At 64.7% G+C, this 12,386-nt stretch carries 9 protein-coding genes; 2 read left to right on the top strand and 7 right to left on the bottom strand.

Going from position 1 to position 12,386, the window contains the following annotated elements; translation table 11 throughout:
* Positions 1 to 12: 12 nt before the first annotated feature.
* Together J8F10_RS27535 and J8F10_RS27530 are read right to left on the bottom strand one after the other, a co-directional pair.
* Complete coding sequence (locus J8F10_RS27535) at positions 13 to 918, bottom strand: hypothetical protein (RefSeq protein ID WP_210659494.1); 906 nt, start codon at positions 916 to 918, stop codon at positions 13 to 15.
* A gap of 3 nt (positions 919 to 921) precedes the next feature.
* Complete coding sequence (locus J8F10_RS27530) at positions 922 to 3,060, bottom strand: glycoside hydrolase family 32 protein (protein WP_210659493.1); 2,139 nt, start codon at positions 3,058 to 3,060, stop codon at positions 922 to 924.
* 247 nt (positions 3,061 to 3,307) lie between these two features.
* On the opposite strand from J8F10_RS27530, the gene J8F10_RS27525 reads away from it, so the two are divergent.
* A complete protein-coding gene (locus J8F10_RS27525) occupies positions 3,308 to 4,567 on the top strand; it encodes a Gfo/Idh/MocA family protein (RefSeq protein WP_210659492.1) in 1,260 nt (419 codons plus the stop codon).
* A gap of 57 nt (positions 4,568 to 4,624) precedes the next feature.
* Here the strand turns inward: J8F10_RS27525 and J8F10_RS27520 are convergent, their stop codons facing one another.
* Positions 4,625 to 6,442, bottom strand: a complete 1,818-nt coding sequence (locus J8F10_RS27520) for a hypothetical protein (protein ID WP_210659491.1) — start codon at positions 6,440 to 6,442, stop codon at positions 4,625 to 4,627.
* 224 nt (positions 6,443 to 6,666) lie between these two features.
* On the opposite strand from J8F10_RS27520, the gene J8F10_RS27515 reads away from it, so the two are divergent.
* Positions 6,667 to 7,038, top strand: a complete 372-nt coding sequence (locus tag J8F10_RS27515) for a hypothetical protein (protein WP_210659490.1) — start codon at positions 6,667 to 6,669, stop codon at positions 7,036 to 7,038.
* A gap of 61 nt (positions 7,039 to 7,099) precedes the next feature.
* Here the strand turns inward: J8F10_RS27515 and J8F10_RS27510 are convergent, their stop codons facing one another.
* The 4 genes from J8F10_RS27510 to J8F10_RS27495 form a co-directional block, all read right to left on the bottom strand.
* Positions 7,100 to 7,996 (bottom strand): vWA domain-containing protein, encoded by an 897-nt coding sequence (locus J8F10_RS27510; RefSeq protein WP_210659489.1) that lies wholly within the window; start codon positions 7,994 to 7,996, stop codon positions 7,100 to 7,102.
* A gap of 138 nt (positions 7,997 to 8,134) precedes the next feature.
* On the bottom strand, positions 8,135 to 10,222 hold the full coding sequence (locus J8F10_RS27505; protein WP_210659488.1) for a hypothetical protein: 2,088 nt from the start codon (positions 10,220 to 10,222) through the stop codon (positions 8,135 to 8,137).
* Between the two features lie 359 nt (positions 10,223 to 10,581).
* On the bottom strand, positions 10,582 to 11,181 hold the full coding sequence (locus tag J8F10_RS27500; protein ID WP_210659487.1) for a precorrin-2 dehydrogenase/sirohydrochlorin ferrochelatase family protein: 600 nt from the start codon (positions 11,179 to 11,181) through the stop codon (positions 10,582 to 10,584).
* Positions 11,182 to 11,184: 3 nt separating this feature from the next.
* On the bottom strand, positions 11,185 to 12,288 hold the full coding sequence (locus J8F10_RS27495) for a sigma-54 interaction domain-containing protein (protein WP_210659486.1): 1,104 nt from the start codon (positions 12,286 to 12,288) through the stop codon (positions 11,185 to 11,187).
* Between the last annotated feature and the right edge of the window lie 98 nt (positions 12,289 to 12,386).

The following is a 12,386-nucleotide window of genomic DNA, read 5'->3' as shown; positions in this document are numbered from 1 at the left end:
CGGGACCAGCGGTCACTTCGTTACCTCGAAGTTGTCGAAGAAGGCGGCCTCTTCCTCCGGCTTCGCCCGCGCGCCGTTCGGCCCGGTGATCTGGACCATGATTACCGCTTTGTCGAGGTACACGACTCGCGTCAGCGTCCCGCCCAACTCCATTTCGGCGGCGTCGCCCCCCAACCACCGCACCCGCTGAACCGACCCGCCCGCGAACCGGCCGTCGATATTTCCCATCGCGTCGCGTGCCGCCCGCGGGAGCGATGAGCGGAACCGCATCACCTGCACCGTAATGCTCACGCGGTCTTTGCCGCCGAACCCGTCGGTCGTGTACGTGCGCATCGATTCCATTTGGGGGATTTCGCCCCCACCCGGACCGAACTGCATGTTCATCCCCGTCGTCGGTTCGCTCGGGAAGTACGCCTTGAACCCGTCCTGCGGATAGCTGTACTCCTTCCACCCGGCCGGCACCGGCGTTTTCTTTGCGAAGAGCGAGTTCTTACCGGTGAGCGCATAAATACCGAAACCGATCCCACACACAAGCAACAAACCACCGACCACGGCGAGGACGATGATCCCCGCGGACACGCCGCCACTCTTTCGCCGCCGTTTACGCGGCGGGTCGTCGTCATCGGCGGCCCGTCGGCGCTTTTTCTTGCGCGGGCGCTCGTCTTCCTCGTCGTCTTCTTCCGCGCGCGGCGCCCGCGCACGCTCGTAATTCTCGTCGTCATCGACCGCGACCGGTTTCGGCCGAGACTTTGGTGGTGCCGGCGTCCCCTCAACTACCGGCACTTCTTCGGCCTGAACGAGCGCGGGCACGGTCGCGACCGCGCCGCACTTCGGGCACCGGATCTGTTTCCCCGCGGCCGTCTCCGGCGCACTGAGCTTCGCCGGGCAGCCGGGGCAGTCGACGACGATGACGGACACGGGTTACTTCCCCCACGCGGACTTCATGCGGTACACCTGGGCCGAGCGGATGATCGTACCGTCCTTCACCGGAATGAATTGCAACTTTGTGTTCTTCTCATCGGGAATCGCGGCGATCGACATTGCGGTTGCACCGCCGTTGGTGAACACCTCGATCGAGCCGCGGTCCACGAACACTCTGAGAAAGAGGGAGCCGGCCCGGGGACTGACGGGCGCGGTCACGCCGTTACAGGTCAGTGTCCCCTTGTCCGCGTCGTAGACGAGCTTCGTCCCGCGGATGTCGAGGGTATACCCGTGGCTGGAAATGCTCGTCAGGAGCAGCTCGAATGCGTCCAGATCTTCGGCCAGGGTCGTTGCCCCGTTCCTGGTCGCGTCTTTTATCGGTGCGATCGGCTTGTCCGTGTCCCGCAGCGATTCCAGTTCCCGCACCGGTCGCGCCCGCAGGGACGGCCCGTTCCGGGTGGAGATTAACTGGAGTTCGACCGGCACCGTCATCTGTTGATTGAACGCCGTTCCGGGGAACGTGACGCCCTGTGCCCACCCGATTTGCACCCGCCGCGGTGGGCGCCCGCCCGTTGCCGGACCGTTATCGAACGTTTGCGCCGCATAGAATCGGCCGTACCAGAGCTGCTTCTTCTCCTTGAAGTGGGGCTTGAACTCCTTGCCGTCGAAATCGCCGAGCAGGTATTTGCCGTCGGCCGCATACAGTACCCAAGGGTTCATCGCCCCGCCGGGCTCCTGCCCCTCAACCGGCAGCTCGAACAGGTCCGGGCACTCGAAGAAGCCCTCAATGCGGCTCGTAAACGTCCACGCTTTCAGGTCCGGTGACGTGTAGAACGCGATCCACTGTTTCTTGTCGGTCTCGTCGTAAACCGCCATCACCCAGTGCTTCGCCTTTTCGAGCCAGATCAGCTTCGGGTCGCGCCCGGCGTGCTTCACCACGGGGTTCTTGTCGTGCTCCTTCCAGGTGCGCCCCCGGTCCGTGCTGTACGCGATGCACTCGCCGCGCCCGGTACTCGTGTACGCCAACACGAGCGGCGGTTTCTCTTTTGTGCCCCAACCAGAGGTATTGTTCTTGTCGAGCACGGCCGACCCGGAGAACGCGAAATCGTCGTACTTCTTCGGGTAGAGCGCGATCCCCTCTTCCTTCCAGCGGACGAGGTCTTTGCTGGTCGCATGGCCCCAGTGCATGTTGCCCCATTCGCGCCCGAACGGGTTGTGCTGGTAGAACAGGTGCCATTCCCCGTCCGCGAACACCAAGCCATTGGGGTCGTTCAGCCACCCGACGCGACTGGTGAAGTGGAACAGTGGCCGGTGCTTCTCCTGGTACACTTTGTCCGCCGCTGGCCACTTGTCGGACGCCACGATGAGGTCCGCGAGCTTCGCGTCGGCCGGAAGCATAACTTCGACGGTCAGCTTCTTTCCCTTAAACGTGGTCACGTCGGAAGCCGCCCAGAAGCTCGCCTGACCGTGCGCGGCCAGCTCGATGTCAAACTCGCGCACCACGTCCTGACCGACGAGGAACTTCACGCGGCGCATCGGGGCGCCGGTCTTCACCGGGAAGTGCAGATACGATTCCCCAATTTCGAGCACTTGCGACTTCAGTTCGGCCTGCTTCTTCGCGTCGCTCTGAACGATGTGGTCGATGTTGATGTGCCCCCACCCGCCCTTCTGCTCGTCCACGATCTCGATAACCGCCTTCTTGCCCGCGAGGTCGCTCACGTCCCACGTGTGCCAGTCGAGGTGTTCGGACCCACCGGCTTGGCCGTTCGGTCCGGTCGCAGTGCGAACCGCCTTGCCATCAACGAGCAAGTTGATGCACGTCTTCCCCGGATGCTTCCCACCCCCAATGAGGAAGTTGATGTACTTGCGGTCGATGGTGATTTCCGGTGACGTGAGTGTGCCGGTGCTGTCGTCCCCGCCCGCGAAGCTGTTCACCAACCCCTTCCCGAGAAAGCCGGTTACGTTCATCTGGTTCGGGAGCGTTCCGCGCGCCGGTCCCTTGCCGAACGCGGTGCCCGTGGTCTTCCAGCCATTGGCGTAAGTCTCGCCCTCGAAGTCCGCAACGAGGATATCGGCGCGGTCGGCGGCCACAAGGGGAGGCGTTGCGAGGAGTAACAGGAGAGTCGCAAGGCGTGTCATGGAGAGCCTCAAAGGTCGAGGGATAAGCCACGGTCGAAGCCGGAGAGGTCAGAAGGCAGAGGACAGAGATCAGAGAGCACTTCGTACAAAGAATAATAGCGAAATCGCCAAGATTTCCGCCTTCTGTGCCCTCTTCTGTTCTCCGTCTTCTGACCTCTGTCTTCTGACCTCTGTTCTCTGTCTTTTGCTGGTCTGCTGCACAGGTTACCATGCCTCGTGTCACAAATCTTCTCCCCGGAGCGCTGCCGTGTCCGCAACTCGTCGTCAGTTCCTCGCCACGTCCGCTCTCACGCTGTCCGCGGCTTCCTACAACCGCGCCGCGAACGGTCCGAACGCGAAAGTCAAACTCGCGGTGATGGGCCTGCGCACGCGCGGCAAGCAGCTCGTTCCCGGCTTCGCGTCCGTGCCCGGCGTCGAGATTTCGCACGTCGTTGATCCCGATCCGGCGATGGTGAAGCCCGTACTTGACGCGCTCAAGAACCCCGAGTCGCCGCCGAAGGTCGAAACCGACATCCGCAAGGTACTGGAAGACAAATCGGTGACAGCGGTGGTCGTGTCGGCCCCGGACCACTGGCACGCGCTCGCGACGATCTGGGCCGCGGAGCGCGGGAAGCACGTATACGTCGAGAAGCCCGTTTCGCACGACCTGCTCGAAGGGCGGCGCATGGTGCAGGCCGCGCGCAAGTACAAGGTGGTGATCCAGGTCGGCACCCAGCGCCGGAGTTCCACCAACGTGGCCGCCGCGCGCGAGTTCATCAAAGCCGGCAAGCTCGGGAAGGTGCCGTTCGCGCGCACGTGGATCGCGGGGAGCCGCAAACCGATCGGGAAGAAGGCGGACGAGGCCGCGCCGCCGAAGGGCGTCGATTACGACCTCTTTTTGGGGCCGGCGCCAGCACGCCCGTTCAACGCGAACCGCTTCCATTACAACTGGCACTGGTTCTGGGAACTCGGCACCGGTGAACTCGGTAACAACGGCATCCACGGGCTGGACCAGATCCGTAACGTCCTCGGCCTCGACGCGCCCACGCGGATCTCTTCAATGGGCGGCAAATACGTCTTCGACGACGATCAGGAAACGCCCGACACACAGACCGCGACGTTCGAGTTCCCGGGCTGCACGGTGGTGTGGGAGCACCGCGTGTGGGAGAAGAACGGCCCGGAGAAAATGTCGTATGGCGTCATCCTCCACGGCGAGAAGGGGACGCTCCTCTTCGACAACAACGGCTGGCACGTCCGCGACGGCGAAGAGGTGAAGGAGCCGAGCGGCCCCGACATGCTGAAGGCCCATCAGAAGAACTTTATCGACGCGGTCCGCGGAGACGCACAACCGAACGCGGATATCGAGGAGGGGCACAAGAGCACGCGGTTGTGTCACCTGGGCAACATCGCGTTCCGCACCGGTAACGTGCTGAATTTTGATGCAAAGACCGAGACAACCGACTCGCCCGAAGCGAACAAGCTCTTGGGCCGCGAGTACCGCAAGGGCTTCGAGCTGCCCGCGGTGTGAGGAGACAGTGGCAGCCAGATACGCACCCGAAGGCCCAGGCGCCGGGCGGTAAACTCTTCACGGCCCGACGCCCGGGTCCGTCGGTTTCGGGAGATCGTCCCTGGCTACTTGGGAATTGTCGTGCGGGGGCAGTTCTTCCGGCCCGGGTTCGAGCAGATCGGACGGTTCCTCGACCACCCAATCGTCGGCATCGGCGATATCGGCCGCAAGAAGTTCCCCCTCGGGCAAGAACGGGGCACCGGTTCGCGGCCTCGCGCCCACGCGCCCTGTCGGCTCCGAAGCTTGAACGTCTTCGACGAGGGGCTCGCCGTCCGCAAAGGGGAGTTCTTCTGGCTCTTCGCCCGCACCAGAGTTCAGAGCTGCGACACCACCCGCGGGCGCGCTAACGCGGAGGACGACGAGCGTGCAGTCGTCGTTCACCATGTCATTCGCTTTGCGAAGCGCGTCCATCTCCGCGCACCACTCGGCCTCGTCGAGCGCCTCGAACCGGCCCCAATCCAGATCGTAACCGGTCACCAGGCTCCGGAACAGGCGGGCGGCAACGGCATCGGTCGCGAGTACGAACCGGTCGCCGGGCTCGCACGTTCCGGCGGCGGCGAGGGACAGTGTTCGGAAGCCCGGGTTCGACCGGATCAGGAGCGGCGCGGACCCGAACTGATCGGCCGCGACCACCGGGAACGTGGCGCGCAACCGGTTGGCGCGGACCCAGAAGAGGCTCGCGTCGCCGACCGCACAGGCGCGCCACGGGCGCCGGCCGCGCGCGTCGGCGGGGCCGAGTTCCAGCCCCAAGAGCGTCGCCGCAGCGCCCACCTGATCGACCTTCGCCTGTTTCGACCAATTCAGGTTGCTGTAGTTGATCGCGGTGCGCCACTCGGCACGTAGGCCGTTCACCCACCGGTCCAGCGCCGCCGGGTCGCGCGCGTCGGGCCGATCGGTGAGGAACCGCTGACTCAACTGCTGCGCCCAAATGCTGCAGTAAATACCGGCACTCGCTCCGTCGGCCACGGCCGCCACACTGGTGGCCTCGTCCAGGGCGAAGGCGTCCTCCCACTGGTCCGGCGCGTTCCCCATCTTTTGGGTCCACATCGTCGCGGCCGCACTGAGCCCCGCGCCGGCCCAGGCCCACGCGACGGTGTCTTCTTGGGGAGAATAAGCGAAGAGCGCACCCAGCGGGTCACGGACGTCCCAGTCGTTGACGAACACCGCGCGCCGGGTGATTTTCACGGCCCTTTCTTTACGCGGCAGTTCGACAGAAACTTCCGCGAGCCGCTCCACCACCTCGCTCTCGGGCTCGGGATCGAACACGTAGTGCAGTACGCGCGGCTGGCCGTGAGCCGTTGCGAGGAGTTGGAGCGAGCGCGCGACGCGGATGTACACGTCGTCGAGCGCCCCCGCGGTGGTGCAGTGGACCACGACCGGCGCGCGCGCGGTGAAGCGCCCGGTGAGCCACACCGACACCAACTGGTACACGCGCGCGAGCGCGGCGGGCGCGCACGATTCGCCCTCGCACGCGGGGAGCCCGACCCACTCCCGCGGTTGGTTCTCGGGTCCGCGCTCGAGCGCGGCCTGTTCCGCGATCCGCGCCAGCGGTGTGAATTGCGGTTTCGGGTCGCCGCCCGGCAACAACGAGATCAGTTGAAGCATCCCGTCTTTGGGCGTGCGGTAGCCCAGGACGGCCACGTCGATCGGCCCGACCGCGTGCCCGGCCGCGACCGCGCGCACCAGCCCTTCGAGCACCTCCGCGGCCAGTTGGCGCCCGACCGCGGACGCCGCCGCCGTGCCGCGCCCGGTGACCACGCTCGCGGTCATCTCGGCCGACAGGCTGAGCAGCAGTACGAGGCAGCCGGGGGGCGGCTCGGCGGGGGTCGGGTCCATCGGTTTCCTACACAAACACCGAGCGGTCGTTACTGGCACACAACGAGCGCCGTCCTGGTTTTTGGGAGCAATCTTGACCCGTGTCAATAACCCCGACACCTGTACGACGGCCAGCCCTTTTGAACGCGCAAGTGGGGCCGGGTGCGTCGTTCGCCTCACGGAACGGGGAGGTGACACGGGGTTACTTCCCGGGCATCCGAGAACTTGCAACACGGGAAATACAAATGTTCCGCCACTATATTTTCGCTACCCTTACTGCCGCGCTCACCGCGGCCGGCTTGTGCGGGTCGGTACCCGCGGTCAGTGCCGGCGAGCCGGTCAAAGCCCGTCCCCTCGCGAACCGCGCCCCCGAGAGCGTGCGCGCCTTCGAGCGCGAGTTGACCGACAACCCGAAGTTCGCCAAACAGGTCGCGCGGGCCGCGAAGAGCGGGGACAAGAAGGCCCTGCTCAAACTCATCGACCCGTATGTGCCGACGGCCGACGTGGAATCGCTGGCCATCGACTCGCCCACCTCGAAGCACGTCCGCGTAATCAAGATCAAGATCGTCATCAAGGGCGGGAACGGCGGTGAGGTTAACGTTCCCATCAACCCATAGTAGCCGTCGGAGCCCGTTCGCCCGCGCGAATGCGGGCGAACGGGCTCTTGCTCGGTCCTCATTACCGTAAGTGCGGAGGGAGCGTAGCGGCGGCCACCACCTGCGTGCCGACGTTCAGCAACTTGAGCAGGCTGACCGCGTCCGCGTTGAACGCCATCGCCTTGCACCCCAGCGGCGCGGAAATGCCCTTCACCTCGGCCATGTGCCGCAACTTGTCCGGGAGCGGGCTGGACATGCCGAACAGGTCCCGCGCGTACTCGTCGGGCAACAGCGATTCGGTCGGCGGGAGGAACACCGGTTGCGCGTCGCGGCCGGACAGGTGACAATTGAACAGTAACACGTTCCCGTCCGCGGTCGCGAGCGCCTTGAGTTCTTCGGCGAACGGCACCGGCATCCCGTCGGTGGACTCGCCGTCGGTCAGGTTGATGACCATCGGCGGGAAGCTGTTCGGGTGGGCGTCGATCCACGCCTGGAGCACCTGCTTGCCGTACCCGAGCGCGGTACACATTGGCGTGCCGAACATCTCGGTCGGGGCCGGCGAGCGGAACCACACCGGGAACGCGATCTGGCGCTCCACTTCCGTGAGTCCGCCGGCGCCGTCGTCGACGAACTCCTTCTTCCGTCGTTGTTCGATTTCAAGCGGGTTGTCGTACAAATCGCTGATGGAAACGAGGTCGCGCCCGGTCAGGGCCGTTTGGAACAGCGAGCGGACGGTGGCGACCCCGTTGGCGTCGGTCGTGTACCCGATCAGACCCACGTCGAAGTAGTTGCGCGGCTTCTCTTCGCCCTTTTCGCAGCTCGTGATGAGTTCCTGGAAGAACCGGTTGATGGCGGTGGAAACCGTGTCCATCTTCGCCCGCTGCGTGCCCGCGATCCCGTCCAACATCGAGTTGGAGAGGTCCACCAGGAACACAATGCACCCGGGGTTCGAGCGGTCGATCTGCATATCGTAGGGCATAACGGGAGTTCCTCGTCTTCGAGCAGAAAAGGCTGTGTTCTCTCGGGTCCGTTCGTGGTGTTCGTAGCCCGGCCGGCATCATTTCAACAAATCGCCGACCCCGCAAGCAGTTGGTTCACGGTTCGCCCGGAAGGATACTCAAAATGCCCGGTCACACACCATACAGTATCGGGCGCCAGTGCGCCCGGGCACTTTCCGCCCGCAGGTGGGGCACGCATCCGGGTCGCTGACCTTCGGCGGGCTCACCGGTGCCGGGCGCTGCGACGTCGCGGGGACGGGAGCCGCTGTGATATTCGGTGCAGCGGTTGGAGTCGAAGTAGATTTCGTAGTTGGCGCGGGGAACCCGTCGTCCGTATCGAGAATCGACGTTACCGCGGGTCGCACGGGTGGAGGTGGCGACATCGGCATCGGCAACCCGTCATCGTAATCGGAGCGCGCGGTTTGCGCGGGAACCGGCGGCACCGCGCCCACAGGTTCCGGGTGCGGTGCGGTGATGGGAACCGCGGGCGCGGTCGGGCGCGCCACGGTCGGCCGCACGTCCCCCCCCGCGGGCGCGACAGCGCTACTCGTGCGCACGACCACGGTGACGCTGCCGACCGCGCGCGTGTCGCCGTCTGCTGCGATTGTTTCCTGCTTCGCGGGCACGTCCGCGCACTGCACCCGACCGTCGCGAATCCAATATTCCAATGCGACCGGGGCCGCGCCGCGCGCCCAAACGGTACAGGCCCGGGCGTCACTACCGACCTTCACCGGTTCGGTGCCGAGGTTCACGGTAATCACTTCGCGCTCGCCGAAGCGCACTTCGAGCCACGCGCGCCGGAACGCGGCTTCGACGACCGCGACCATCAGCCCGATACAGAAACCGAGTAGAGCGGCGCCACCGAAGCGCCCGGTCCACTGCGCGAGTTCGGACAGGAGCAGGAACGCGCCCGCACCGAGCAACCCGCCACCCAATCCCGCGAGCGCAGCCTTCACACCGTCCAGGTTCGGAACGAAGCGGCTCACGCCCCACCCGAGCAGCGCGCCAAGCAGCACCCAGCCGATCAGGAAGCCGAAGTTCGCGACACCCGCCGCGAGCAGCACGAAGAAGAGTGATTGCCCAATGCTGCCCGATACGAAACCGGCGGCCATCGCCCCGAAAATCACAAGCAATAGCGACACGCGGCTCGATGCGAACAGCGGCTTGCCGAGGTACTTGTTCTGCCCGGCCAGAAGTGCGAGGCACAGCCCGACCGCGAGCAGCGCCGTCCACGCGCCGGTAGAAAGCACGCCCAACAGGGAGAACGCCGCGACCGGTTTGGGGGGCGTGAGTTGTACATCGACTGACGAATCGAGATTGCCCCCGGTGGCGACGAGCTTGAGTGCGGTTTTCTTGATCGCTTTCGCACCTTTAACCGCTCTCAGTTCGATTTCACCTTCGTTCTCGCCTTCGGGAATGGTGAGCTTGCCCGCGACAACACCCTCGGGGAGGTTCTCGACCCGTACTTCGACCGGCCCCTTGTAGTGTATCCGTCGGACCGCAACCGGGAGTTTGATCGCGGGCGCGGTTGGGTGCAAGCTCACTTCATCGGGGGCAAGTACTTCGAGAGGTTTCAGATCGAACTCGTCGATCAGGCGCTCGTTTCTCTGCGTGCCGCCGTACTCGATGGTCCCCTTGAACTCGTAGCGCTGTCCGTCGCGAAGGATGTTTACCTTGTATGGAGTTTCATTCGGCGCGCCGGTCGCCGGGCGGTGGGCGAAGTAGTTGATGAACACCTGATAGTGGCCGGCCGGCGCGGCGCCCTTCGGCCAGTAGATGTTCTCAACCGGCTCATTGGTGAGCACCGTGGGGAGACCGTTGCGCCGATTGCCGGCGTTCGCATCCACGTCCAGTTCGCCGCCGCTGGGCACGCGCGGGTTCTTGTAGAAGACGATGTCGCCGTTCGGGTCTTTGCAATACAAGTCGAGATCGTTCGCGTTGTGCCAGATGAGCGAGAGTTGCACGTCGCCGGACTTCCCGCCGGCCCTCTCGACGCGCTCGCGGATGTCGTTGGGCAGCGGGGGCGGTTCGGCGACTTGCGGCGCCGGCCGGGAGATGAGCGACGGCGCGTCCTTTGCCCCGGCCGCTTCCGCGACGGACCGAGAGGCCCACACGAGCGGCTCGCCGGCGAGCCCACCGGCCAGACAGCCGACCGCGCCGAAGGCACCGAACAGCAGCACCTTTTTCCACGCCACGAGCAGGTTCATGTCCGCCCTTGCCGAGAAATCAAAACCGACCCATTGACCCCGTGTTCCCAGGCGCCGGGGCTCCAGTCATTTGAAACCAGGGGTTAAAACCCCTGGAACCCTGCGCGGTCCATTATTCTCAATTGGTCTACCAAGTCCTTTTGCGCCTCGCACTTGTTTTTTCACTCGCCCGCAGATTTTGCCGCTCTGTATAGCGAGCCGGTCTCTTCGGACAGTTTCGCCCTCGGAATTTGAGCACGACCGCGAGTTTCCTCAGTTCGGTCGGGGCGGGTCGTTCGCCTCATGCTCGCCGACCGCGAACTTAACGAGCTGATTATACCCAGGTCGGTTCCGCGCGAATTTGAAGAGCGGCTTGTATCTCACCAACCCGCGCGCATCGCGTTGCGCACGACGTCTGCGCCTTCTGCGCGCAGTCGGGCGAGCCAGGACCAATCGGCGAAGGAATCGAGCAACGCGCGCCGACGCGATTCGTCCGCCACCGTCGCGAGCACCTCGGCCCGCACGTCGGCGAGTATCCGCACCCATTCCGCAAACACTTCGTCGTATTCGGCTTCGAGCTTTTCGCGGATGCGGCGCGCGAGGGCCGGCGACGCCCCTTCTGTACTAACGGCAAGTGTCAAGGCACCGCGACGCACAACGGCCGGCAGGGTGAAATCGCCCGCATCCGGCGACGTGGCCGCGTTCACCCAGACTCCGCGTAAATGGGCGTCGACAACGACCTGAGCGTTGACTTCGGAAGTTGCGCACGCGAATACGAGAGCGGCGCCTTCGAGGTGTTCTGTGCGATACAGTTCCAGGATGTGAATAACTTGGTTCGGAAGTGAAAGATCGGGTCGCGGATCGACAACACGAACGCCCGCGCCCGCGTCAACGGCCGCCCGCGCCTTGCGCGAGCCGACCGCCCCTCCCCCAATCACGCAAACAAGCTTCCCGCGTAAATCGAGGAGGATGGGAAACACGAATCACCCCGCCGCGGCGGGTGGTTCGGATGACGAATCGCTCGGAGGAAGGTCGCCCCCGCCCGCGTCCGCCTTGCGGTACTCTTCCCGCTTCTTGTGCAACGTGTTGCGGTTAATGCCCAGACGGTCGGCCGCCTTCACCTGGTTGTCGCCGCACTCCCGCAGAACCTCTTCGATCAACTCGCGTTCGACACCATCAACGAGGAACTTATGGAGCTTGATGTGCCCCGGACGCGGAGCGTGCATCCCGGCGCGGACCAGGGCGTGAATCAGCGACGGCACATCGGTCGGCGCGCCGCCACCGCGCGGGGCACGAATTACCGGGCGCGGGCGCCCGAATCGGAGCAGTTCCGGGGTGAGCGGCCCGCCATCGGCGAACACCGTCAGGCGTTCCAGCGTGTTCTCCAGTTCACGCACGTTCCCGGGCCAGTCATGTGCTTTGAGTGCTTCGAGCGCGACCGGAGTCAGTTCCGGCACGGGGCACTTGTGCAAGTCGCCGTAGCGCTTGAGGAAGAACTGGGCCAGTAATGGGATGTCGTCGCGGCGCTCGCGCAGTGGTGGCAACCCGATGGGAATGACGTTCAGCCGGTAGTAGAGGTCTTCGCGGAACTCGCCGTCTTCAACGGCCTGTTCCAACGACGTGTTCGTCGCCGCGACCACCCGCACATCCACGCGGATCGTCCGGCTCTCACCGACGCGCTCGAACTCGCGCTCCTGAAGCACGCGGAGCAACTTCACCTGCAGCTTCTGCGAAGTGCTGTTGATTTCATCCAGGAAAATGGTGCCGCCGTGCGCGGCTTCAAATCGGCCGGTCTTGTTCTCGACGGCCCCTGTAAACGAGCCTTTGATGTGCCCGAAGAGTTCGCTTTCGAGCAGGTTCTCGTGCAGCGCGCCGCAATTCACGCGGATGAACGGCCCGTCCGCCCGACGACTGAGTTTGTGAACGGCTTTTGCGATAACTTCTTTGCCGGTCCCGGTTTCGCCTATGAGCAGAACGTTTGCGGATCGGGGCGCAGCGAGGCGAACAAGACGGAAAACGTCTTGCATGGCCGGTGCGGTGCCCACGATCTCGGGTAGCGGCGGTAAAAACTGCTCGCTTTTCGGCATCGAAAAAACGCTTCCGGGAGAGGAAGCCGCGGGCGTCTGTAGAATGTCGCTCCGCATGGGGATAGATTAGCAGATGATGCCCGCACCCGCAACAGCCC

The organism is Gemmata palustris (assembly GCF_017939745.1).
GTDB lineage: Bacteria > Planctomycetota > Planctomycetia > Gemmatales > Gemmataceae > Gemmata > Gemmata palustris.
Note: the sequence above shows the minus strand (reverse complement) of the source record. Positions and strands in the feature narration are given on the sequence as shown.

What these genes read in the sequence shown, in the direction of transcription:
- J8F10_RS27515 (WP_210659490.1), top strand. Translation starts at nt 6,667, where the DNA reads ATGTTCCGCCACTATATTTTCGCTACCCTTACTGCCGCGCTCACCGCG.
- J8F10_RS27495 (WP_210659486.1), bottom strand. Translation starts at nt 12,288, where the DNA reads ATGCCGAAAAGCGAGCAGTTTTTACCGCCGCTACCCGAGATCGTGGGC.
- J8F10_RS27530 (WP_210659493.1), bottom strand. Translation starts at nt 3,060, where the DNA reads ATGACACGCCTTGCGACTCTCCTGTTACTCCTCGCAACGCCTCCCCTT.
- J8F10_RS27520 (WP_210659491.1), bottom strand. Translation starts at nt 6,442, where the DNA reads ATGGACCCGACCCCCGCCGAGCCGCCCCCCGGCTGCCTCGTACTGCTG.
- J8F10_RS27510 (WP_210659489.1), bottom strand. Translation starts at nt 7,996, where the DNA reads ATGCCCTACGATATGCAGATCGACCGCTCGAACCCCGGGTGCATTGTG.
- J8F10_RS27505 (WP_210659488.1), bottom strand. Translation starts at nt 10,222, where the DNA reads ATGAACCTGCTCGTGGCGTGGAAAAAGGTGCTGCTGTTCGGTGCCTTC.